The organism is Microbacterium sp. zg-Y625 (genome assembly GCF_030246925.1).
In the GTDB taxonomy this organism is placed as follows: domain Bacteria; phylum Actinomycetota; class Actinomycetes; order Actinomycetales; family Microbacteriaceae; genus Microbacterium; species Microbacterium jiangjiandongii.
In genome coordinates this window covers 429627-452766 of record NZ_CP126740.1, presented here as the reverse complement: position 1 = coordinate 452766, position 23140 = coordinate 429627, and the positions used below count along the sequence as shown (strand labels likewise).

Annotated in this window: 25 protein-coding genes and 3 rRNA genes; 2 read left to right on the top strand and 26 right to left on the bottom strand. The window is 65.3% G+C overall.

Annotation, left to right across the window (positions count from 1 at the left end):
- Positions 1-56 precede the first annotated feature (56 nt).
- The 7 genes from QNO14_RS02025 to QNO14_RS01995 all read right to left on the bottom strand — a co-directional run bounded on the left by QNO14_RS02025 (position 57) and on the right by QNO14_RS01995 (position 9783).
- Complete coding sequence (locus QNO14_RS02025; RefSeq protein ID WP_257506567.1) at positions 57-1079, bottom strand: GNAT family N-acetyltransferase; 1023 nt, start codon at positions 1077-1079, stop codon at positions 57-59.
- Positions 1080-1414: 335 nt separating this feature from the next.
- Positions 1415-1531 (bottom strand): 5S ribosomal RNA (rrf, locus tag QNO14_RS02020).
- A 106-nt stretch (positions 1532-1637) separates the two neighbouring features.
- A 23S ribosomal RNA gene (locus QNO14_RS02015) occupies positions 1638-4743 on the bottom strand.
- A 428-nt stretch (positions 4744-5171) separates the two neighbouring features.
- Positions 5172-6693 (bottom strand): 16S ribosomal RNA (locus QNO14_RS02010).
- Together the 16S, 23S and 5S rRNA genes form the textbook arrangement of a ribosomal RNA operon.
- Positions 6694-7202: 509 nt before the next feature.
- On the bottom strand, positions 7203-8045 hold the full coding sequence (locus tag QNO14_RS02005) for a DUF4184 family protein (RefSeq protein ID WP_257506839.1): 843 nt from the start codon (positions 8043-8045) through the stop codon (positions 7203-7205).
- Positions 8046-8073: 28 nt separating this feature from the next.
- Positions 8074-9387 (bottom strand): tyrosine--tRNA ligase, encoded by a 1314-nt coding sequence (gene tyrS, locus QNO14_RS02000; protein ID WP_257506840.1) that lies wholly within the window; start codon positions 9385-9387, stop codon positions 8074-8076.
- A gap of 54 nt (positions 9388-9441) precedes the next feature.
- Positions 9442-9783, bottom strand: a complete 342-nt coding sequence (locus QNO14_RS01995; protein ID WP_257495822.1) for a VOC family protein — start codon at positions 9781-9783, stop codon at positions 9442-9444.
- A gap of 92 nt (positions 9784-9875) precedes the next feature.
- Here QNO14_RS01995 and QNO14_RS01990 point away from each other — a divergent pair, with 92 nt between their 5' ends.
- Positions 9876-10472, top strand: a complete 597-nt coding sequence (locus QNO14_RS01990; RefSeq protein ID WP_257506841.1) for a hypothetical protein — start codon at positions 9876-9878, stop codon at positions 10470-10472.
- 269 nt (positions 10473-10741) lie between these two features.
- Here QNO14_RS01990 and rplQ read toward each other — a convergent pair whose 3' ends face one another.
- The 6 genes from rplQ to infA form a co-directional block, all read right to left on the bottom strand.
- A complete protein-coding gene (rplQ, locus tag QNO14_RS01985; protein ID WP_257506842.1) occupies positions 10742-11341 on the bottom strand; it encodes a 50S ribosomal protein L17 in 600 nt (199 codons plus the stop codon).
- Positions 11342-11418: 77 nt separating this feature from the next.
- Positions 11419-12408: a DNA-directed RNA polymerase subunit alpha gene (locus QNO14_RS01980; RefSeq protein ID WP_257495819.1), complete on the bottom strand. Its 990-nt coding sequence runs from the start codon at positions 12406-12408 to the stop codon at positions 11419-11421.
- Between the two features lie 163 nt (positions 12409-12571).
- On the bottom strand, positions 12572-12970 hold the full coding sequence (gene rpsK / locus QNO14_RS01975) for a 30S ribosomal protein S11 (protein WP_023954078.1): 399 nt from the start codon (positions 12968-12970) through the stop codon (positions 12572-12574).
- A 41-nt stretch (positions 12971-13011) separates the two neighbouring features.
- Complete coding sequence (gene rpsM / locus QNO14_RS01970) at positions 13012-13386, bottom strand: 30S ribosomal protein S13 (protein ID WP_257495818.1); 375 nt, start codon at positions 13384-13386, stop codon at positions 13012-13014.
- A 149-nt stretch (positions 13387-13535) separates the two neighbouring features.
- On the bottom strand, positions 13536-13652 hold the full coding sequence (gene rpmJ, locus QNO14_RS01965; protein ID WP_138174654.1) for a 50S ribosomal protein L36: 117 nt from the start codon (positions 13650-13652) through the stop codon (positions 13536-13538).
- Positions 13653-13722: 70 nt separating this feature from the next.
- The gene (infA, locus tag QNO14_RS01960) at positions 13723-13944 is read right to left on the bottom strand and encodes a translation initiation factor IF-1 (protein WP_017201569.1); all 222 of its coding nucleotides are present in this window, start codon (positions 13942-13944) and stop codon (positions 13723-13725) included.
- 414 nt (positions 13945-14358) lie between these two features.
- Between infA and QNO14_RS01955 the strand changes: the two genes are divergently transcribed.
- Complete coding sequence (locus tag QNO14_RS01955) at positions 14359-15327, top strand: hypothetical protein (RefSeq protein ID WP_257506843.1); 969 nt, start codon at positions 14359-14361, stop codon at positions 15325-15327.
- 140 nt (positions 15328-15467) lie between these two features.
- Here the strand turns inward: QNO14_RS01955 and QNO14_RS01950 are convergent, their stop codons facing one another.
- The 13 genes from QNO14_RS01950 to rplN all read right to left on the bottom strand — a co-directional run bounded on the left by QNO14_RS01950 (position 15468) and on the right by rplN (position 23134).
- Complete coding sequence (locus tag QNO14_RS01950) at positions 15468-16145, bottom strand: DsbA family protein (RefSeq protein ID WP_257506844.1); 678 nt, start codon at positions 16143-16145, stop codon at positions 15468-15470.
- 9 nt (positions 16146-16154) lie between these two features.
- Positions 16155-16985, bottom strand: a complete 831-nt coding sequence (gene map / locus QNO14_RS01945; protein WP_257495814.1) for a type I methionyl aminopeptidase — start codon at positions 16983-16985, stop codon at positions 16155-16157.
- 5 nt (positions 16986-16990) lie between these two features.
- Entirely contained in the window at positions 16991-17581 is a 591-nt protein-coding gene (locus QNO14_RS01940) for an adenylate kinase (RefSeq protein ID WP_257506845.1), read from the bottom strand.
- The gene (secY, locus tag QNO14_RS01935) at positions 17578-18903 is read right to left on the bottom strand and encodes a preprotein translocase subunit SecY (protein ID WP_257495811.1); all 1326 of its coding nucleotides are present in this window, start codon (positions 18901-18903) and stop codon (positions 17578-17580) included. The genes QNO14_RS01940 and secY overlap by 4 nt, the downstream gene beginning before the upstream one ends.
- 99 nt (positions 18904-19002) lie before the next feature.
- Entirely contained in the window at positions 19003-19512 is a 510-nt protein-coding gene (gene rplO / locus QNO14_RS01930) for a 50S ribosomal protein L15 (protein WP_257495810.1), read from the bottom strand.
- Positions 19512-19697 (bottom strand): 50S ribosomal protein L30, encoded by a 186-nt coding sequence (gene rpmD, locus QNO14_RS01925; protein WP_023954062.1) that lies wholly within the window; start codon positions 19695-19697, stop codon positions 19512-19514. Before rpmD ends, rplO begins: the two co-directional genes overlap by 1 nt.
- Positions 19697-20377 (bottom strand): 30S ribosomal protein S5, encoded by a 681-nt coding sequence (gene rpsE / locus QNO14_RS01920; protein ID WP_374113662.1) that lies wholly within the window; start codon positions 20375-20377, stop codon positions 19697-19699. Before rpsE ends, rpmD begins: the two co-directional genes overlap by 1 nt.
- Positions 20374-20733 (bottom strand): 50S ribosomal protein L18, encoded by a 360-nt coding sequence (rplR, locus tag QNO14_RS01915; RefSeq protein WP_257495808.1) that lies wholly within the window; start codon positions 20731-20733, stop codon positions 20374-20376. Before rplR ends, rpsE begins: the two co-directional genes overlap by 4 nt.
- Before the next feature lie 2 nt (positions 20734-20735).
- Positions 20736-21272: a 50S ribosomal protein L6 gene (gene rplF / locus QNO14_RS01910; RefSeq protein ID WP_257495807.1), complete on the bottom strand. Its 537-nt coding sequence runs from the start codon at positions 21270-21272 to the stop codon at positions 20736-20738.
- 5 nt (positions 21273-21277) lie between these two features.
- A complete protein-coding gene (gene rpsH / locus QNO14_RS01905) occupies positions 21278-21676 on the bottom strand; it encodes a 30S ribosomal protein S8 (protein WP_257495806.1) in 399 nt (132 codons plus the stop codon).
- A gap of 134 nt (positions 21677-21810) precedes the next feature.
- Positions 21811-22401: a 50S ribosomal protein L5 gene (gene rplE, locus QNO14_RS01900; protein ID WP_257495805.1), complete on the bottom strand. Its 591-nt coding sequence runs from the start codon at positions 22399-22401 to the stop codon at positions 21811-21813.
- Positions 22402-22403: 2 nt separating this feature from the next.
- Positions 22404-22763: a 50S ribosomal protein L24 gene (rplX, locus tag QNO14_RS01895; protein ID WP_257495804.1), complete on the bottom strand. Its 360-nt coding sequence runs from the start codon at positions 22761-22763 to the stop codon at positions 22404-22406.
- A gap of 2 nt (positions 22764-22765) precedes the next feature.
- Positions 22766-23134: a 50S ribosomal protein L14 gene (gene rplN, locus QNO14_RS01890; RefSeq protein ID WP_191719471.1), complete on the bottom strand. Its 369-nt coding sequence runs from the start codon at positions 23132-23134 to the stop codon at positions 22766-22768.
- Positions 23135-23140 lie beyond the last annotated feature (6 nt).

Below are 23140 nucleotides of genomic sequence, written 5' to 3'. Positions count from 1 at the left end.
GCAGCGCTGGGGCTGGTGCTGGGGGCTGGCTCCGCTGGGGCGCGGCATCCGCCCCTCTAGAACTCGCGCACGAGCACGCGCTCGCGTTCGGTCGCGACGAAACCCAGACTCTCGTAGAGCGAGTGGGCGCCGGTCGGGCTCTCGGTGTCGACGTCGAGCACGGCCTTCTCGAGGCCCGCGGCCGCCGCCGCGCGCAGCGACTCGGCGATGACGAGCGGTGCGAGGCCCCGCCCGCGGTGCGAGCGCACGACACCGATGAGGTCGATGTACACGTGGGACGCGCCGAGCGCGGCCCAGTCCTCCTCGTTCACGGAGCCGAGGCAGAACGCGACGATGCGATCGCCGTCGAGCACGAGGGTCGACAGGTCCGGGCGCAGGAACGGGCCGCCCACGAACTTCTGCCAGGTCTCGGGAGCGCTGGGGAGGCTGCCCCAGTGGTCGCGGAAGGCGTCGTTGCGGGCCTCGAGAGCGTCCAGCGCACGCTCGGAGCTGTACGGGACGAGCACGAAGCCGTCGGGGGTCTCCCGCGCCGGGATCGGTTCGGAGAGGTCCCGCTGCATGGTCGTGAACCAGCGTTGCACCCGCAGCCCGTGGCGCTCGAGGAGCGCGGCCGCGTCGTCGTTGGCGCCCTCGGCGTAGGCGCGGACGGTGCCGGGAAGGGTGGACCCGGATTCGGCCAGCCGGCGCACCGCCTGGGCGTACTGCCACTGCACCACCTGGGTGCCGACCCCGCGCCGCCGCCATTCGGGGTGCACCTCGCCGGCGATGTCGACCTGCACGCGGACGTCGCGCGAGGGGTGCACGAAGGCGCTGCCGTAGGCCACCGGCGTGCCGTCCGCGGCGAACCCGATGACGGTGTCCCGGCTGTGGTCGATGTGCGACATCTCGAAGGTGTCGGCGATGTCCTCGCGGGGCATGCTCCACGTGGGGTGGTCAACGCGACCGGCCGCGGTCGAGATGCCGTGCATCGCGTCGATGTCCTCGGGGGTGGCCATGCGCCAGGTCGGCACGTCGGGATGCTGCGGCATCGCCGGCTCCGGTGCGAGGCCGATTCGGTCGGCAAGAGTCTGCTCAGTCACCACCTCACGCTATCGTCCCCGCGCCGAGTGAGTATTCGTGGACGCGAGTGAGTATTCGCGGGCGCGAGTGAGTATTCGTGGACCCGAGTGAGTATTCGTCGCCGCGAGTGAGTATTCGTCGCCGCGAGTGAGTACCGGACTGCGGCCGCGGCATCCGCTCGGTGGACGCAGATGGCGCCCTCCGCGCCGCGGATGGGTACAACTGCGGCGACCGCGGTCAGTGGATGCCGCGGGGCGCAGCGGGGCCCAACGCAACGCGGCGCGCGGGGCATCGCAGAAACGACGCGTTAACGAGAGAAAGCCACCCAACATTGGGTGGCTTTCTCACGGAAGAAGTCCGGCGGTGTCCTACTCTCCCACAGGGTCCCCCCTGCAGTACCATCGGCGCTGAGAGGCTTAGCTTCCGGGTTCGGTATGGGACCGGGCGTTTCCCTCTCGCTATGGCCGCCGAAACACTATTGATGTTTCAGTCTGCACACAACAAAAGATTGTTGTTATGCGGTTCTCGACCGTACATCGAGAACCACTCAGTGGACGCGTAGCACCTCAAACGGGTGTGTTATCAAGTCATCGGCTTATTAGTACCAGTCAGCTGCATGCATTGCTGCACTTCCACATCTGGCCTATCAACCCAGTAGTCTGGCTGGGAGCCTCTCGCCCGAAGGCATGGAAGTCTCATCTTGAGGCCGGCTTCCCGCTTAGATGCTTTCAGCGGTTATCCATCCCGAACGTAGCTAATCAGCGGTGCTCCTGGCGGAACAACTGACACACCAGAGGTTCGTCCAACCCGGTCCTCTCGTACTAGGGTCAGATCCTCTCAAACTTCCTACGCGCGCAGCGGATAGGGACCGAACTGTCTCACGACGTTCTAAACCCAGCTCGCGTACCGCTTTAATGGGCGAACAGCCCAACCCTTGGGACCTACTCCAGCCCCAGGATGCGACGAGCCGACATCGAGGTGCCAAACCATGCCGTCGATATGGACTCTTGGGCAAGATCAGCCTGTTATCCCCGAGGTACCTTTTATCCGTTGAGCGACAGCGCTTCCACAAGCCACTGCCGGATCACTAGTCCCGACTTTCGTCCCTGCTCGACCTGTCAGTCTCACAGTCAAGCTCCCTTGTGCACTTACACTCGCCACCTGATTGCCAACCAGGTTGAGGGAACCTTTGGGCGCCTCCGTTACTTTTTGGGAGGCAACCGCCCCAGTTAAACTACCCACCAGGCACTGTCCCTGAACCGGATTACGGTTCGAAGTTAGATATCCAGAGTGACCAGAGTGGTATTTCAACAATGACTCCACACGAACTGGCGTCCATGCTTCAAAGTCTCCCACCTATCCTACACAAGCCACACCGAACACCAATACCAAGCTGTAGTAAAGGTCACGGGGTCTTTCCGTCCTGCTGCGCGTAACGAGCATCTTTACTCGTAATGCAATTTCGCCGAGTTCGCGGTTGAGACAGTTGGGAAGTCGTTACGCCATTCGTGCAGGTCGGAACTTACCCGACAAGGAATTTCGCTACCTTAGGATGGTTATAGTTACCACCGCCGTTTACTGGGGCTTAAATTCTCAGCTTCGCCTTGCGGCTAACCGGTCCTCTTAACCTTCCAGCACCGGGCAGGCGTCAGTCCGTATACATCGTCTTGCGACTTGGCACGGACCTGTGTTTTTAGTAAACAGTCGCTACCCACTAGTCTCTGCGGCCTCCAAACGCTTTCGGAGCAAGTCCTAATACGTCGAAGGCCCCCCTTCTCCCGAAGTTACGGGGGCATTTTGCCGAGTTCCTTAACCACGATTCTCTCGATCTCCTTGGTATTCTCTACCTGACCACCTGAGTCGGTTTGGGGTACGGGCGGCTAGAACCTCGCGTCGATGCTTTTCTTGGCAGCATAGGATCACCCACTTTTTATCCGCATCGTGTCTCAGCCTTAATGAGTGACGGATTTGCCTATCACTCGGCCTACGCACTTGCCCCGGGACAACCATCGCCCGGGTTGGGCTACCTTCCTGCGTCACACCTGTTAATACGCTAACCGCACCAGCATGGGGTCGTGCGCTAGCTCCAACGTTCTCACCCCGAAGGGATCGAATCAGAGGAATTCGGGCACTTAGCACCACTGGATTAGCTTGGGCGGTTCTTCGCCGGTACGGGAATATCAACCCGTTGTCCATCGACTACGCCTGTCGGCCTCGCCTTAGGTCCCGACTTACCCAGGGAAGATTAGCTTGACCCTGGAACCCTTGGTCTTTCGGAGGACGTGTTTCTCACACGTCTTTCGCTACTCATGCCTGCATTCTCACTCGTGTAGCCTCCACGGCTGGTTCACACCGCCGCTTCGCTGGCCACACGACGCTCTCCTACCCATCAACACGGCTGGACCACGAAGGCCTACCAATAATGTCAATGCCACAACTTCGGTGGCGTGCTTGAGCCCCGTTACATTGTCGGCGCGGAATCACTTGACCAGTGAGCTATTACGCACTCTTTCAAGGGTGGCTGCTTCTAAGCCAACCTCCTGGTTGTCTAAGCAACTCCACATCCTTTCCCACTTAGCACGCGCTTTGGGACCTTAGATGGTGGTCTGGGTTGTTTCCCTCTCGACTATGAAGCTTATCCCCCACAGTCTCACTGCTGCGCTCTCACTTACCGGCATTCGGAGTTTGGCTGACGTCAGTAACCTTGTAGGGCCCATCGGCCATCCAGTAGCTCTACCTCCGGCAAGAAACACGCAACGCTGCACCTAAATGCATTTCGGAGAGAACCAGCTATCACGAAGTTTGATTGGCCTTTCACCCCTATCCACAGCTCATCCCCTCAGTTTTCAACCTAAGTGGGTTCGGTCCTCCACGACGTCTTACCGTCGCTTCAACCTGGCCATGGATAGATCACTTCGCTTCGGGTCTAGGACATGCGACTGAATCGCCCTATTCAGACTCGCTTTCGCTACGGCTACCCCTCACGGGTTAACCTCGCCACATATCGCTAACTCGCAGGCTCATTCTTCAAAAGGCACGCTGTCACCCCTACTAAGGAGGCTCCAACGGTTTGTAAGCAAACGGTTTCAGGTACTATTTCACTCCCCTCCCGGGGTACTTTTCACCTTTCCCTCACGGTACTTGTCCGCTATCGGTCATCTGGGAGTATTTAGGCTTATCAGGTGGTCCTGACAGATTCACACGGGATTTCTCGGGCCCCGTGCTACTTGGGATACTCTTCGCGTCAAGAGAGGCATTTCGACTACGGGGTTCGCACCCTCTATGACCAGGCTTTCAATCCTGTTCGTCTATACCTTCTTGTAACGCCGACAGATCGGCAGAACTGTCTGAAAAGTCCCACAACCCCGAATACGCAACTCCTGCCGGATATCACACGTACTCGGTTTAGCCTGTTCCGGTTTCGCTCGCCACTACTAACGGAATCGCGGTTGCTTTCTCTTCCTGTGGGTACTGAGATGTTTCACTTCCCCACGTTCCCTCTACCCGCCCTATATATTCAGGCGGGAGTCACTGGGTCGGCACGCCGCCCAGCGGGGTTTCCCCATTCGGAAATCCTCGGATCAAAGTGTGCTTATCCACTCCCCGAGGCTTATCGCAGATTGCTACGTCCTTCTTCGGCTCCAGATGCCAAGGCATTCACCGTTTGCTCTTAAAGACTTGAAAATCACATGAGTTTGAATCAAAACTCGAAACCCAGACTCAAAAGAGCCTGGATCGAAATTGACTAATGATCTTTAAGATCATCGATCGAAACAATCCCGAAGGATCATCTCGAAGATGCTCGCGTCCACTGTGTAGTTCTCAAAGTACGGGCGGTACCCACCCCGCCTGCCGGCAAGCCGACAAACAAAAGCAGGTCCAGAGGATTCGTCTGGCACTCAACCCGAAGGTCAGTGCGCATCCGGTCCCTCAGGACCCAACAGCGTGCATGTACCGGCAACTCCCCCCGAACCGTTCCAGCCGCAAGCGGCGTACTGAGTCCAAAGATCATCACTGGCACCAAGTCAAATGTTCCACCCATGAGCTACCGGCGAGAACGTATGTCTCGATCCGGCGCCTGGACACCCCAAAGGGTGCCAGATGCTCCTTAGAAAGGAGGTGATCCAGCCGCACCTTCCGGTACGGCTACCTTGTTACGACTTAGTCCTAATTACCGATCCCACCTTCGACGGCTCCCTCCACAAGGGTTGGGCCACCGGCTTCAGGTGTTACCGACTTTCATGACTTGACGGGCGGTGTGTACAAGACCCGGGAACGTATTCACCGCAGCGTTGCTGATCTGCGATTACTAGCGACTCCGACTTCATGAGGTCGAGTTGCAGACCTCAATCCGAACTGGGACCGGCTTTTTGGGATTCGCTCCACCTCACGGTATTGCAGCCCTTTGTACCGGCCATTGTAGCATGCGTGAAGCCCAAGACATAAGGGGCATGATGATTTGACGTCATCCCCACCTTCCTCCGAGTTGACCCCGGCAGTATCCCATGAGTTCCCACCATTACGTGCTGGCAACATAGAACGAGGGTTGCGCTCGTTGCGGGACTTAACCCAACATCTCACGACACGAGCTGACGACAACCATGCACCACCTGTTTACGAGTGTCCAAAGAGTTGACCATTTCTGGCCCGTTCTCGTATATGTCAAGCCTTGGTAAGGTTCTTCGCGTTGCATCGAATTAATCCGCATGCTCCGCCGCTTGTGCGGGTCCCCGTCAATTCCTTTGAGTTTTAGCCTTGCGGCCGTACTCCCCAGGCGGGGAACTTAATGCGTTAGCTGCGTCACGGAATCCGTGGAATGGACCCCACAACTAGTTCCCAACGTTTACGGGGTGGACTACCAGGGTATCTAAGCCTGTTTGCTCCCCACCCTTTCGCTCCTCAGCGTCAGTTACGGCCCAGAGATCTGCCTTCGCCATCGGTGTTCCTCCTGATATCTGCGCATTCCACCGCTACACCAGGAATTCCAATCTCCCCTACCGCACTCTAGTCTGCCCGTACCCACTGCAGGCCCGAGGTTGAGCCTCGGGATTTCACAGCAGACGCGACAAACCGCCTACGAGCTCTTTACGCCCAATAATTCCGGATAACGCTTGCGCCCTACGTATTACCGCGGCTGCTGGCACGTAGTTAGCCGGCGCTTTTTCTGCAGGTACCGTCACTTTCGCTTCTTCCCTGCTAAAAGAGGTTTACAACCCGAAGGCCGTCGTCCCTCACGCGGCGTTGCTGCATCAGGCTTTCGCCCATTGTGCAATATTCCCCACTGCTGCCTCCCGTAGGAGTCTGGGCCGTGTCTCAGTCCCAGTGTGGCCGGTCACCCTCTCAGGCCGGCTACCCGTCGACGCCTTGGTGAGCCATTACCTCACCAACAAGCTGATAGGCCGCGAGCCCATCCCAGACCGAAATTCTTTCCAGCTGCTGACCATGCGGTCGCAGCTCGTATCCAGTATTAGACGCCGTTTCCAGCGCTTATCCCAGAGTCCGGGGCAGGTTGCTCACGTGTTACTCACCCGTTCGCCACTGATCCACAGAGCAAGCTCTGCTTCACCGTTCGACTTGCATGTGTTAAGCACGCCGCCAGCGTTCATCCTGAGCCAGGATCAAACTCTCCGTAAAAGAAATTTGCCGACACAACCGGAATAAGGTCGTGTACAGCGAGTTTGAACTGACCAAATGGATGTCATTACTGACTTATCCGTTGCCGACCCCCATAAAGGGAATCGGACTTTGATCCAAAGGAATCTCACCCGGTAAAAACCGGGACGAGGTTATTTGGCATTTGACAAGTGCACGCTGTTGAGTTCTCAAGGATCGGATGCTCCTCCGGTCAGGCCTGTTGAGCCGTACCCGAAGGGCGTGTGATCGTGTTGTGTGATTCGAAGTGCCAGGTCGGCGCTTCGCCCGGCTTTCGCCGAGCAGTGGTCCCTGACCTGGTTCCTGCGAACCGGAGTCCCATACTAGCACAGCCTCAGCGAGGTGAACCAGTGTGGGGGATGTTGACTGCATGAGAGGAGCGGGGCCTTCTCGGCCTCTTCGCTTTCCCCTTTGGGGCCAACAGAGAAAACATTACGCCGGATCCGGGGGTCCGGCAAATCGGGCCCGCCTCCCGGGCGTGTCGCCCGGAATCACGCGGAAGTCGGCCCCACCCCTACAGGCGCCGAACCGCGCCTGCGCACCCGCGCCCGCAGCATCTGGACGACGACGGCGAGCACCAGCGTGACCGCTCCCCACAGCCCGCAAGCCGGCGGCAGCACCCGGTACGCGAGGTGCGCGACGGTGAAGTCCTCGGAAAACGGGCCGTAGCGGGCGAGTCCGATCCCCCACGCCGAGAGGAGCGTGACCGGCAGCGACAGCCACCACGCCCATCGAACGAATGCAGGGAGCACCGATGCGCCGGGCATCACCGCACGGCGGCGGCGCAGCCAGAGCAGCGCCCACACCCCGATGACCGCGAGCCCGACCACACCCGAGACGTACTGGATCCACCGGAACCCGGTGAACGGTCCCCATACGCCATCCAGACCCGGGATCAGGCCGACGCCCCAACGGCCTCGGTGCGTGAAGGCATCCCACACGATGTGGCTGACGACGCCCAGCAGCAGCGATGCCACGAGCAGCAGCGGGTAGCCCCTCCCCCGTGAGCTGCCGGGGAGCAGTCCCACGGCGTCCCGGGCAGCGGACCCTGCCGGCATGTCCCACTCCGCCGGCAGCCGGGCGGCGAGCCACCGGGGCGACAGCTCGCGCACCGCCGGACGCAGCAGGCACCGCCACACCAGCAGCAGCGCGAAGGCGACGAGCACGGTCGCGGCGAGCCCGGTCCACGAGTGCGTGGCGGCGTAGGTCAGTGGCGTCCCCCGCAGGAAGAGCGGCAGGTCGGGGGTCATCGCCCCGATGGCGATCGCCGCCGGGACGAGCGGCGTGCGCACGAACGGCAGCGCGACAAGGGCATGGCTCGGCGTGAACGGCATCCCTCGACCAGCCCCGTCGCCGCCGCGCTCAGCCGGCGGTCGGGGAGACGAAGAGCCCGGCGAGCGTCTTCTTGCCGCGTCGCAGCACCGACACCCCGCCCGGCAGACCGCCGGTCACCGGCGTCCCCTCGTCTTCGACGCGGATGCCGTCAAGCGTCACCCCGCCCTGTGCGATCGCACGACGCGCTTCCGAGAGACTCGCGGTGAGCCCGGTCTCGACGAGCGCCTGCGCCACCGTCGTCTCCGCCGGGACCTCGGCATTCGGCAGCTCTTCGAGGGCGGATCGGAGGGTTGCGGCATCCAGCTCCGTCAGATCGCCCTTGCCGAACAGCGCCTCGGATGCCGCGATGACCGCGGCGGTCGCGTCCGGTCCGTGCACCAGGGTCGTCACCTCGAGCGCGAGCCGCTTCTGGGCAGCCCGGCGGAACGGCTCCTCGGCCACCAGCCGCTCGTACTCGGTGATCTCGTCCCGGGTGAGGAACGTGAAGATCTTGAGGCGGTTCACCACGTCGGCGTCGTCACTGTTGAGCCAGAACTGGTACATCCGGTACGGGCTGCACATCTCGGCGTCGAGCCAGATGGCGTTGCCCTCGCTCTTGCCGAACTTGGTCCCGTCGCTGTTGGTGATCAGCGGCGTGCCGATGGCGTGCACCGAGACGCCCTCCACGCGGTGGATGAGATCCGTGCCGCTGGTGAGGTTGCCCCACTGATCACTGCCGCCGGTCTGCAGCACGCAGTCGTACTGGCGGTAGAGCTCGAGGTAGTCCATGCCCTGAAGGATCTGGTAGCTGAACTCGGTGTAGCTGATGCCGGCATCCGAGTTCAGCCGCGCCGCGACCGCGTCCTTCTTGAGCATGGTGCCGACGCGGTAGTGCTTGCCGACCTCGCGCAGGAAGTCGATCGCCGACAGCGGCGCCGTCCAGTCGAGGTTGTTGACGATGCGCGCGGCGTTGTCGCCCTCGAAGCTCAGGAACCGCTCGACCTGGCCGCGCAGGCGCGTCACCCACTCGGCGACCACCTCGGGAGTGTTCAGGGTGCGCTCCGCACTGGGACGCGGGTCTCCGATCAGCCCTGTCGAGCCGCCGACGAGTCCGAGCGGGCGGTGCCCGGCCAGCTGGATGCGCCGCAGCACCAGCAGCTGCACGAGGTTTCCGAGGTGCAGGCTCGGGGCGGTCGGGTCGAACCCGCAGTAGTAGGTGATCGGGTCGCCGGCGAGCAGGTCGCGCAGCGCCTGCTGATCGGTGGACACGTGCACGAGCCCTCGCCAGACGAGCTCATCCCACACGTTGTCGAACGAGGGGTCGATCGCGGGTTCGGCGATCGTCAAGGCTTCGGTGGACACGCGTTTCAGGCTACCAGCGCCGGGGCGCCGGGCCGGGCCGGTCAGCCGGGCCGGTCAGGCCGCCGACACTTCGTCGTACAGGCCGATCAGGTTTCCCTCGCTGTCGCGGATGTACGCCCACCGCGACGTCTCGTCGAGCGGTTGGATCGCCCCCAGCAGCTCGCCGCCGCGGGCCACCGCGAGAGCCACGGTGTCCTCGATGCGGTCGACGGTGAAGACCACGGTCGGATGCGGGGCGGTGCCGCGCTGATGCAGGTCGCCGTTGACGCCCTCGCCTTCGGGCTGTCGCAGCACGCCCATGTCGTCGCCCCACGGTTCGTACTCGAACCCGAGGACCTCCCGGTAGAACGCCTGCGCGCGGCCGATGTCGTCTGCGGGGATCTCGAAATGCTCCATTTTCGCCATGGTCAGAGAATGGCCACACCGACACGTCGGGGCAAGAGGCGATTCTCGCGGGCGTGCGGGAGGTGCGTGCGAGACTGTGCGCCATGCCGGTCGTCTTCCCCGAAGCCCTCGTCGCCGCGTTCATCGCGATCTTCCTGTTCGTCGCGCTCGGGGCGGCCCTGGCCCTGGTCGTCGTGAACCTGCGCCGGCCGAGGAACACCACCCTGGCCATCGCCGCCGGCATCCTCGTGCTGTGCCTGCTGGTCGTCACGGTGCTCCCGTGGAACGTACCGGGGCTCTTCGGGCTCGTCGTCGCGCTGCCGGCGGTCGTGCTGGCCGTGCTCGGCGGCGACCCGGTCGTGCGCCGGGTGCTGGCGATCGCGACGCACGGCACCGTGCGGGAAGGCATTGCCGGCGGCATCCTCGTCTCAGCCCGGCCGGATGCCGGGGACGATCCGGAGGCGGTACACGAGATCCTGCGCGGCGGCACCACGATCGGCTACCTCGAGCGGCTGGGCGTCGTGCTCGGCATCATCGCCGGATTCCCCGAAGCCATCGCGGTCGTGGTGGCGCTCAAGGGCATCGGCCGGTTCTCCGAGCTGGCGACACCGGCCGCGCGCGAGCGCTTCATCGTGGGCACCCTGGCCAGCCTCCTGTGGGCCTGCGTCCTCGGCGCGATCGTCCGTCTCGCGATCTGGTGAGGCCCGGCGGCTGACGGGCTCGCGGGTGCTGCTGACACGGCAGGCGCCGAGGCCCGCGTGCGCCGACTCCTCACGAACCGCTCCAGAACGGGCGGAACGACCGCGTACCCGCGCCGCCCGCACCGATCTTGAGGAGTTACGACGACCGACCGCCGCGCACCCGGCCCGCGGATGCCCCGACGAAGGCCCCGGGAACGCCGCGAGGCCCGCTCCTGACGGACCAGGGGCGGGCCTCGACGTGCACGGCCGGCGCGAACCGGCCTACGCGGTCACTCGGACTTCGCGGGAGCCTCGACAGCGTCCTCGGCGGCGGCCTCAGCGGCAGCGCCCTCCTCGGGCGACTCGGCGCCGGCCTCGGCGGCCGGGGTCTCCTCGGCGGCGGTCTCCTCGGCGGCGGTCTCCTCGGCCGGAGCCTCCTCGACGGCGGCGTCCTCAGCCGGAGCCTCGGTCTCGGCGGCCGGAGCAGCAGCGGCAGCGCCCGACTTCTTCGCCGACTTCGGCTTCGGGTTCACCGGCTCGAGCACGAGCTCGATGACGGCCATGGGGGCGTTGTCGCCCTTGCGGTTGCCGATCTTGGTGATGCGGGTGTAGCCACCCTCGCGCTCGGCGACCTGGGGTGCGATCTCGGTGAAGAGCGTGTGCACGACGGTCTTGTCGCCGATGACCGACAGCACCCGGCGACGGGCGTGCAGGTCGCCGCGCTTGGCGAACGTGATGAGGCGCTCGGCCAGCGGACGCAGGCGCTTGGCCTTGGTCACGGTGGTCGTGATCGAACCGTGGGTGTACAGCGCTGCGGCGAGGTTCGCGAGAAGCAGACGCTCGTGGGCGGGGCCGCCTCCGAGGCGGGGACCCTTGGTGGGCTTGGGCATGTCAGTTACTCCAGTAGGAAAGAAGAGGGGGTCGGATGCCGCGACCCGGCGTCACGCCGAGCCGCGGTCTCCGCTAATCAGATGTTCTCGTCGTCGTATCCGCCGTAGAAGTGCGCACCGTCGAACCCGGGGACCGAGTCCTTCAGCGACAGGCCGAGCGAGACGAGCTTGTCGCGCACCTCGTCGACCGACTTCTGACCGAAGTTGCGGATGTTCATCAGCTGCGTCTCCGACAGCGCGACGAGCTCCGAAACCGTGTTGATGCCCTCACGCTTCAGGCAGTTGTACGAGCGCACCGAGAGGTCGAGGTCCTCGATGGGCATCGACAGCTCGTTCGAGAGCACGGTCTCGACCGGCGCGGGGCCGATCTCGATGCCCTCGGCCTCGACGTTCAGCTCGCGGGCGAGGCCGAACAGCTCGGTCAGGGTGCGACCGGCCGAAGCGACGGCGTCGCGCGGGGCCATCGAGGCCTTCGTCTCGACGTCGAGCACCAGCTTGTCGAAGTCGGTGCGCTCACCGGCACGCGTGGCGTCGACGCGGTAGCTGACCTTGAGCACCGGCGAGTAGATCGAGTCGATCGGGACGACCCCGGCCTCGGCGTACTCGTTGCGGTTCTGCGTGGCCGAGACGTAGCCGCGGCCGCGCTCGATCGTCAGCTCCAGCTCGAACTTGGCGGTGTCGTTGAGGGTCGCGATGACCAGCTCGGGGTTGTGCACCTCGACACCGGCCGGAGCGGAGATGTCCGCCGCGGTGACCTCGCCGGCACCCGTCTTGCGCAGGTACGCGGTGATGGGCTCATCGCGCTCGCTCGAGACGACCAGCTGCTTGATGTTGAGGATGATCTCGGTGACATCCTCCTTGACGCCGGGGATCGTGCTGAACTCGTGCAGCACGCCGTCGATGCGGATGCTGGTGACGGCCGCGCCGGGAATCGACGACAGCAGGCTGCGGCGCAGCGCGTTGCCGATCGTGTATCCGAACCCGGGCTCCAGCGGTTCGATGATGAACCGGCTGCGGAACTCGCCGATCTTCTCCTCGGTCAAAGTGGGACGCTGTGCGATGAGCACGATGTGTTCCTTTCAATCACGTGACCGCTATATGACACGTGTGTGTGGTGAGGTGTTGAGTTGTCGTCGGATGCCGCGCGTCGCGGCATCCGGGAAGCGTGCGTGCCACGGGGTCGGAGCGGGACCGCGCATCTGCGGGTCCCGCTCCGGAGTCGGTCGTGGATCAGACGCGACGGCGCTTCGGCGGACGGCAGCCGTTGTGCGCCTGCGGGGTGACGTCCTGGATGGACCCCACCTCGAGGCCGGCGGCGGTCAGCGAGCGGATCGCGGTCTCGCGGCCCGAGCCCGGACCCTTCACGAAGACGTCGACCTTCTTGACGCCGTGCTCCTGAGCCTGGCGCGCAGCCGACTCCGCAGCCATGCCGGCGGCATAGGGGGTCGACTTGCGCGAGCCCTTGAAGCCCACGCCACCGGACGAGGCCCAGCTGATGACAGCGCCGGACGGGTCGGTGATCGAGACGATCGTGTTGTTGAACGTCGACTTGATGTGGGCGTGGCCCAGCGCGATGTTCTTCTTCTCCTTGCGACGCGGCTTGCGCGCGGCGCTCTTGGCCTGTGCCATGTTTCTGCGTTCTCCCTAAATCCTGGGGCGCCGGCGGAGGCCTAGCGCGCCTTCTTCTTGCCGGCGACCGTGCGCTTGGGGCCCTTGCGGGTACGCGCGTTGGTCTTGGTGCGCTGGCCGCGCACCGGCAGGCCGCGGCGGTGGCGCAGGCCCTCGTAGGAACCGATCTCCACCTTGCGGCGGATGTCGGCGGCCACCTCGCGGCGAAGGTCACCCTCCACCTTGTAGTTGCCCTCGATGTAGTCACGGAGCGCGACGAGCTGGTCGTCGGTGAGGTCCTTGACGCGGATGTCTCCGCTGATGTCGGTCGCCGCGAGGATCTCGAGCGAACGGGTACGGCCAACGCCGTAGATGTAGGTCAGGGCGATGACCACGCGCTTATCGCGCGGGATGTCGACGCCGGCAAGACGTGCCATGCGGCTCTCCTAGGAGTGAGTGGAGGTGTGGAGCAGGATCGGTGCCCGGGCCTCCGCCCCGAGGTGTCCCCTCTTGCGAGGTTCTGATCCTGCCGTGTGTGTTGTTCAGTTGTACGTCTGGTGGAAGGGATGCCGCGGCATCCCCTCGATCAACCCTGGCGCTGCTTGTGGCGCGGGTTGGACTTGCAGATGACCATCACGCGACCGTGGCGGCGAATGATCTTGCAGTGGTCGCAGATGGGCTTGACGGAGGGGTTGACCTTCATGATTTTTCCTGTTCGCTGTCTTCGCCGGGCAGGGCACAGGCATGCCCTGGGGCGTTACTTCTCGACCGGTCTAGCGGTAGCGGTAGACGATGCGACCGCGTGTGAGGTCGTACGGGCTGAGCTCGACGACAACGCGGTCCTCGGGGATGATGCGGATGTAGTTCTGCCGCATCTTGCCCGAGATCGTTGCGAGCACCTTGTGTCCGTTGCTCAGCTCCACGCGGAACATCGCGTTCGGGAGAGCCTCGGAGATCACACCCTCGATCTCGATGACACCGTCTTTCTTCGCCATACGCTCGCTTACAGTTATGCGGACCGGTCGGTCTGCGGTGGATGGGATTCGGTGCGGCGACACGCCAAAGCGGGCGCAACGCACCAAACGTCAAGCATACGTGGTAGTGCCGCGCGCGGCAACTCGGGCGTGTCGTCCGGCGCGTCGCGGGGCGCGGTCTGTGCCGGGTCTGCCGGCGTCGCCGCCCGGGCGGGGGCGGTTGCGGCATCCGGACCTCCCCCCTCCGCGAGAAACCACTTTTCGGACGAGACACCACGCAATGCACGGTTTCTCGTCCAGAACGTGGTTTCTCGATGCACGGCCGGCGTCGGGCGGTTCGCGGCGTCTCCTCCACAGGCCGCAGGGGCGCGAGTTGTTCACGGAACGGGGATGCCGCGGTGAGGGCGGATGCCGTCGGTGCGCATTCTGGGGAGCATGACATCGCCGCAGGTCGCGCCCTCCCCCGTGCTCCTGACGCTGCAGTCCGACGCGCTGCGGGCCGGCCTGCGGGTGCGGGACGGTGCCGGCTACGTGCGGGTGCGCTCCGGCGTGTACGCGCCGCGTGACGCGTGGGGGTGCCTCACACCCTGGGAGCGGTATCGCGCTCGCGTACACGCGTTTCATTGCAAGCATCCGGATGCCGTGCTCGCGCTCGAATCCGCCGCCGCCGTGCTGGGGCTGCCGGTGTTCGGAGAGCCTCGAGACATTCACGCGTACGACCCCGCACGCGCCAGCTCGCGACGCTTCGGCGACGTCTGCGTGCATACCAGCACGGAGAGCAAGCCCGTCGAATCCAGGGACGGCATGCTCATGACATCGACGGCGGCCACGGCCGTGGACCTCATGCGGGTGCTTCCCCCGGCGTTCGGCCTCGCGGTCGCCGATGCCGCCGTTTCCGCGCAGCGCGCCGATGCGGCATCCGTCGATCTGCTGCGGGAGTTCGCCGGGTCACAGGCGAACCGCCGCGGGAGCGCACGGCTGTCGCTCCTGTTCCCGCTCGTGGATCCGCGCGCCGAATCGGCCGGCGAGACCGTCAGCCGCGCCGTCATCGTCTGGCTCGGCTACGAGCATCCTGAGCCGCAGGTCGTCTTCGTCGCCGAAGGTGCACGCGATCGCGTGGACTTCTTCTGGCGCCGCGCGAGCGTGATCGGCGAATCCGACGGCTACGGCAAGTACCTCGGCACGGACGAGGCCGAGATCGTCAGGCGGGTGATCGACGAGAAGCAGCGCGAAGACCGTCTGCGCCGCCAGGTTCGCGCCTTCGCGCGCTGGGATTGGCGGGCCACGATGCTGGTGGACCCGCTGAATGAGCGCCTCGGCCGCGCGGGCGTGCCGCGGCAGCGCCCTGCGCAGCGTGCGTTGCTGGCGACCCTGCGCCGCAACCCGCGGTCACTGCCGCGGTGACAAACCACTTTTCGGATGGGAAACCACGCAATGCGCGATGTCTCATCCAAAACGTGGTTTCTCGACGATACGAGGCCGCGAGGCCGCGAGGCAACGAGGCAGCGAGGCCGCGCCGGCGCCGGGCCGGACGCGCCCGCGCGTCAGCCCAGGCGGTCCGTCAGGTCGGCGGCCACGTCACCCGTGATGGTGACGTATTCGCCGTTGACCAGCATGCTCGGGGTGCCGGCCTGGCCCTGGTCGTTGGCCGGAAGGTTCTCCGCCTGCGACAGCGCGAACTTCGCGTGCGTCTGATCGGCGATGCAGTCCCCGGCGTCGGGGGCACCGGCATCCTCAGCCAGCTGAGTGAGCTTCTCGTTGGTGAGCCCCTGGCCGGTCGGGTGCAGCGCGAACACGGAGGTCATGAAGTCGTACGCGGCCTGGCCGCCGGCCTCTTCGGCGACGCAGTACATCGCGCTGGCCGAGCGGGCCGAGAACTGCGTGCCGGATGCCGCGTTCAGGCTCGCCAGCGCCACCGGCTGCAGCCGCAGCGTGATCTCGCCGGAGTCGACGAGCTCTGAGATCGCGGGACCGTACAGGTCCTCGAAGTCCTGGCAGTGGGGGCAGTAGAAGTCGGCCCAGACCTCGACCTCGTCCGGACCGTCGCCCACGATGATCGCACCGGTCTCGGACTCGACCGCGGCGGACTCGGGCGCTGCGGCCGGCGACGTGGCGGAGCTGTTCATCCACCACACGAGAGCGCCGACGCCGACGAGCACGACGACGACCGCCACACTCACCCAGATCGCGAACCAGTTGGTCTTGTTGCCTGCCGCTGCCACGAGCTGCCCCTATCCGATCTCGCGCGGGACCACGCCGAACGGCGCCAGACCCGCGGCTCCTCCATCGGGCGCCGTGAGCACCCAGATGCCTCCATCATGCACGGCCACGCTGTGCTCCCAGTGGGAGCCGGCGGAGCCGTCGACGGTCGAGACGGTCCAGTCGTCGTCCTCGACGAAGGTCTCCTCGCTGCCGGCGACGACCATCGGCTCGATGGCGAGACACAGTCCCGGCTTCACCTCGGCGCCGCGGTCGGCGACGCGGTAGTTGAACACCGACGGCGCCTCGTGCATCTTGCGGCCGATGCCGTGGCCGACGTAATCGCGCAGGATGCCGTAGCCCTCGCCCGACCGCTCGATGTAGCCCTGCACCGCGTCGCCGATCTCGCCGACGTGCTTGGCATGCGCGAGCGCGGCGATGCCCGCCCAGAGCGATCCGCGCGTGACCTCGGAAAGGCGCTCGCGTTCGGCCACGAGCTCGGGCCGCGACGGGTCGGGCACGACGACGGTGATCGCCGAGTCGCCGTTCCAGCCCTGGTACTGGGCGCCCGCGTCGATCGAGACGATGTCGCCGGGCTCGAGCACGCGGTCGCTCGGGATGCCGTGCACCACCTGCTCGTTGACCGACGTGCAGACGGTGTGGCGGTAGCCGCGCACCAGCTGGAAGTTCGACTCCGCACCGCGGGCGCGGATGACCGCGCTTGCGGCGGCATCCAGCTCGAGCGTCGTCACCCCGGGGGCGACCAGTGCGCGCACGGCATCGAGCGCCGCGGCGGTGATGCGGCCGGGTTCGACCATGGCCCGCAGCTGTGCGGGGGACTTGTAGATGGAGCGGCGCAGCACGTCGGTCAGGCGCCGACGAGGTCGCGCGCGGCCAGCGCGGCGCGGATCCGCTCGGTGATCTCGTCCAGCGTGCCGACGCCGTCGATCGTGTCGACGATGCCGCGATCGCGGTAGACGTCGAGGATGGGCGCGGTCTCGCGCTCGTAGATCGACAGGCGGTGCGCGATGACGTCTTCGGTGTCGTCGGTGCGGCCCTGCTCGGCGGCGCGCAGCGTCAGCCGGGAGATGCTCTCGTCGCGCGGGACGTCCAGCTGGATGACGCCGGTGAGCTCCTCGCCGCGGCCCGAGAGGAACGCGTCGAGGTCTGCCACCTGACCGAGGTTGCGCGGGTAGCCGTCGAGCAGGAAGCCGCCGGCGGCGTCGTCCTGCGCGAGGCGGTCGCGCACGATGGCGCTGGTCAGCTCGTCGGGCACCAGGTTGCCGGCCTCGATGATGGCCTGCACCTGCTTGCCGAGGTCGGTGCCCTCCTTGACGTTCGCGCGGAACACGTCGCCGGTGGAGATGACGGGGATCCCGAGCGACTCGGCGATGCGCACGCCCTGCGTGCCCTTGCCCGAGCCCTGCGGTCCGACGATGAGAAGACGGGGCGTTGTCATCGGAGAAGCCCTTCGTAGTGGCGCTGCTGCAGCTGAGCGTCGATCTGCTTGACCGTCTCGAGACCCACACCGACGATGATCAGGATCGACGCACCACCGAACGGGAAGTTCTGGTTGGCACCGACGGTCGCGAGGGCCACGAGCGGGATGAGGGCGATGAGGCCCAGGTAGATCGATCCCGGCAGCGTGATGCGGGTGAGCACGTAGTCGAGGTACTCGGCGGTGGGACGGCCGGCACGGATGCCGGGGACGAAGCCGCCGTACTTCTTCATGTTGTCCGCCACGTCGACCGGGTTGAACGTGATGGCGACGTAGAAGTACGTGAAGCCGACGATGAGGAGGAAATACACCGCCATGTACAGCGGGTGGTCGCCGGTGGTGAAGTACTGCTGGATCCACGCCACCCAGCCGGGGACGTTCCCCTCGGCATCGGGCGTCTGGTTGAACTGCGCGATGAGGGCGGGGATGTACAGCAGCGACGAGGCGAAGATGACGGGCACGACGCCGGCCATGTTGACCTTGATGGGGATGTAGGTGTTGGTGCCGCCGTAGGTGCGGCGCCCGACCATGCGCTTGGCGTACTGCACCGGGATGCGCCGCTGGGACTGCTCGACGAAGACGACGAGCGCGACGGTCAGGATGCCGACCGCGAGCACCAGCAGGAAGATCTCGAAGCCGCGGGCCTGCCAGATCGACCACATGGCCGAGGGGAACGTGGCGGCGATCGAGGTGAAGATGAGCAGCGACATGCCGTTGCCGACGCCGCGCTCGGTGACGAGCTCGGCGAACCACATGATGAGGCCGGTGCCGGCGGTCATCGTGATGATCATCAGCAGCTGCGCCCACCACGCGTCGTTGGTGAGCACCTGCTCGCACTCGGCGATGCCGGTGATGCCGAAGAGCTGACCGCTACGGGCCACCGTGATGAGCGTGGTCGACTGCAGCAGGGCGAGGGCGATGGTCAGGTAACGCGTGTACTGCGTCAGCTTGCCCTGGCCGGCCTGACCCTCCTTGTAGAGCGTCTCGAAGTGCGGGATCACCACGCGCAGCAGCTGCACGATGATCGTGGCCGTGATGTACGGCATCACACCCAGCGCGAAGATCGACAGCTGCAGCAGTGCACCGCCGGAGAAGAGGTTCACGAGGGACAGCAGGCCCTCGGTGTTGCCGGACTGCGCAAGGCAGGACTGCACGTTCGGGAAGTCCACGAACGGCGTCGGCACGTGGGCGCCCAGGCGATAGACGGTGATGATCGCGAGCGTGAAGCCGATCTTCCGCCGCAGGTCGGGTGTGCGGAAGACCCGCGCGATGGCGCTGAACAAGTCGGATTCCTCCAGTGAGATCGGCGGCGGCTACGAGGCGCGCCGTCAACCAGAGTACGGCACAGGGGCCGGAGCATCGCTCCGGCCCCTGTGGCGTGATTACTTGATGGTGCCGCCTGCTGCGACGATCTTCTGCTCCGCGGAGCCCGAGACCTTGTCGACGGAGACGTTCAGCGCAACGGAGATGTCTCCGGTGCCGAGCACCTTGACCTTCTCGTTCTTGCGCACGGCGCCCTTGGCGACCAGGTCGCCCACGGTGACGTCGCCACCCTGCGGGTACAGCTCGGCGAGCTTCTCGAGGTTGACCACCTGGTACTCGACGCGGAACGGGTTCTTGAACCCGCGCAGCTTCGGAGTGCGCATGTGCAGCGGCATCTGGCCGCCCTCGAAGCCGACCTTCACGCTGTAGCGGGCCTTCGTGCCCTTGGTGCCACGACCCGAGGTCTTACCCTTCGAGCCCTCACCACGACCGACACGGGTCTTCGCCGTGTTGGAGCCGGGGACCGGACGCAGGTGGTGGACCTTCAGCACGCCGGGGCGCGATGCCGCGGCATCCTTGGCGGGCGCAGCCTTCGCGGCCGTGCCCTTCTTCTCGGCCTTCTCAGCCATTAGTCGATCTCCTCAACCTTGACGAGGTGGGCGACGGTCTTGACGTAACCGCGCGTCTGCGCGTCGTCGGGACGGACGACCGAGTCGCCGATCCGCTTGAGACCGAGGCTGCGCAGCGTGTCACGCTGGTTCTGCTTCTCGCTCACCTTGGACTTGACCTGCGTCACCTTCAGACGGGCAGCCATCAGGCACCTACCTTCTTCGCCGCAGCGGCCTTGGCCTCGTTGCGGATGATGATCGCCGGAACGACCGCGTCGTAGTCCAGCCCACGACGGGCGGCGACGGCACGGGGCTCCTCGAGGCTCTTCAGAGCAGCGACCGTCGCGTGCACGATGTTGATCGTGTTCGACGAGCCCAGCGACTTCGACAGCACATCGTGGATGCCGGCGCACTCGAGCACGGCACGCACCGGACCACCGGCGATGACACCGGTACCGGCGGCAGCCGGACGCAGCAGCACGACACCGGCAGCGGCCTCACCCTGCACGGGGTGCGGGATGGTCGAGCCGACGCGGGGCACGCGGAAGAAGTTGCGCTTGGCCTCTTCGACACCCTTCGAGATCGCCAGGGGGACCTCGCGGGCCTTGCCGTAGCCGACGCCCACGAGACCGTTGCCGTCGCCGACCACCACGAGGGCGGTGAAGCTGAAGCGGCGGCCACCCTTGACGACCTTCGACACGCGGTTGATCGTGACGACGCGCTCGAGGAACTGGCTGTCGTTGCGGTCGCGCGAGTTGCGGTCGCGGGTCTGGCTGCGCTCGCGACCACCGCGGCGGGGCTCGCGCTCCGCCGCTGCCGTCTCGGGCGCGGCCGCGGCCGCAGCCGGAGCGGTTTCGGTCACTTCGTTCTCCTTGTTCTCGCTCACAGGTTCAGGCCTCCCTCGCGGGCGCCGTCGGCGATCGCGGCCACACGACCCGCGTAGCGGTTGCCGCCGCGGTCGAACACGACGTCGACGACGCCGGCTGCCTTCGCGCGCTCGGCGACGAGCTCGCCGACCTTGCGGGCCTTGGCGGTCTTGTCACCGTCGAAGCCACGCAGCTCGTTCTCGAGCGTCGAGGCGGATGCCAGGGTGTGACCCTTGCTGTCGTCCACGAGCTGGACGAAGACGTGACGGGCCGAACGGGTGACAACGAGACGCGGACGCGCCTCGGTGCCGACGACCTTCTTGCGCAGACGCGCGTGACGACGCGCGCGTGCGACGGACTTGGAAGTCACAGCCATGGTTACTTACCAGCCTTTCCGGCCTTGCGCCGAACGACCTCGCCGGCGTAGCGCACACCCTTGCCCTTGTACGGCTCGGGCTTGCGGATCTTGCGGATGTTGGCGGCAGCCTCACCGACGGCCTGCTTGTCGATGCCGCTCACGGTGAGCTTGTTGTTGCCCTCGACCGTGAACGTGATGCCGGCCGGCGGGTCGACCAGCACGGGGTGCGAGAAGCCGAGGGCGAACTCGACCGAGCTGCCCTTCTGAGCGACGCGGTAACCGGTGCCGACGACCTCAAGGCCCTTGGTGTAGCCCTGGGTGACGCCGATGATGTTGTTGTTGATGAGCGTGCGGGTCAGGCCGTGAAGCGACCGCGACTCGCGCTCGTCGTCGGGACGGGAGACCAGAACCTGGTTCTCCTGCACCGCGATCTCGATGGGGCGCGCCACGGTGAGCTTGAGCTCACCCTTGGGGCCCTTGACGGAGACATCCTGTCCGGAGACCTCGACGGTCACGCCGGCGGGGATGTCGATGGGAAGACGACCGATGCGGGACATTCAGATCACCACACGTAGGCGAGGACTTCCCCGCCGACGCCCTTCGACTCGGCCTGGCGGTCCGTGAGGAGGCCAGAGGAAGTGGACAGAATAGCGACGCCGAGGCCGCCGAGCACCGTGGGGATCTCGGTCGAGCGTGCGTACACGCGCAGACCCGGCTTCGACACGCGCTTGATGCCGGCGATCGACCGCTCGCGGTTGGGGCCGTACTTGAGCGTCAGCGTGATGGTCTGGCCCACGCGCGCGTCGGTGACCTCCCAGCCGGCGATGTAGCCCTCCTGCTGGAGGATCTCGGCGATGTGAGTCTTGAGCTTGGAGCTCGGCATGGACACGGAGTCGTGGTGCGCCGAGTTCGCGTTGCGCAGACGGGTCAGCATGTCTGCGACCGGGTCTGTCATTGTCATGAGTTGTTCCTTTGTTCACGAGGTTTCGGATGCCGTTACGCGACAGCCGACCTTCGATGACGGGCGGTGTTCAGTTGTGAGGGCGTTTGGCCCCGGACCGCAGGGTCCGAGACCAAACGCCCAAGCTTATCCGATTACGCCTGAGCGTCGTCGGTGCGGAAGGGGAAGCCGAGCTGACGCAGCAGCGAGCGGCCCTCCTCGTCCGTCTTCGCCGTGGTGACGACCGTGATGTCGAAGCCGCGGACGCGGTCGATCTTGTCCTGGTTGATCTCGTGGAAGACCGACTGCTCCTGAAGGCCGAACGTGTAGTTGCCGTGGCCGTCGAACTGCTTCGGGGACAGCCCGCGGAAGTCGCGGATGCGGGGCAGCGCGAGGTTCACGAGGCGGTCCAGGAACTCCCACGCACGGTCACCGCGGAGGGTGACGTGCGCGCCGATGGCCTGACCCTCGCGCAGCTTGAACTGCGCGATGGACTTGCGGGCCTTGGTGACGACCGGCTTCTGGCCGGTGATCTTGGTGAGGTCGTCGACCGCACCATCGATCACCTTGCTGTCACGCGCAGCCTCACCGACACCGGTGTTGACGACGACCTTGACGATCCCGGGGATCTGCATGACGTTCGCGTAACCGAACTCCTCCTGCAGAGCCTTCTGGATCTCGTTCTTGTACTTCTGCTTCAGGCGGGGCTGGATCTTGCCAGCCTCCACGGCAGGTGCAGTGCTCATTCTCAGAGGTCCTTGCCTGACTTCTTCGCGTAGCGCACGCGGACCGTGCGCTTGACGCCGTTCTTGGTCTGCTCCTCGACGCGGCTGCCGATGCGGGTCGGCTTCTTCGTCTCGGGGTCGACCAGGGCGACGTTCGAGATGTGGATGGGGGCTTCGAACGTCTCGAGGCCACCCGTCTTGGTGCCGCGCTGGGTCTGGCCCACGCGGTTGTGCTTGGTGACGTAGTTCACGCCTTCGACGATGACGCGGTTGCGCTCGACAAGGACCTCGAGGACCTTGCCCTGCTTGCCGCGGTCTCCGCCGCGCTCGGGCTTTGCGCCCGAGATGACCTGAACCAGGTCGCCCTTCTTGATCTTCGCCATGATCAAATGACCTCCGGGGCGAGCGAGACGATCTTCATGAACTTCTTGTCGCGAAGCTCACGACCGACGGGACCGAAGATGCGGGTGCCGCGGGGCTCCCCGTCGTTCTTCAGGATCACGGCGGCGTTCTCGTCGAACTTGATGTACGAGCCGTCGGGACGACGGGTCGACTTGACGGTGCGCACGATGACGGCCTTGACGACATCACCCTTCTTGACGTTTCCGCCGGGGATGGCATCCTTCACCGTGGCGACGATGATGTCGCCCACGCCGGCGTACCGGCGAGCAGAGCCGCCGAGCACACGGATCGTGAGCAGCTCCTTGGCGCCGGTGTTGTCGGCCACCTTGAGTCGGGATTCGTTCTGAATCACTTGTTA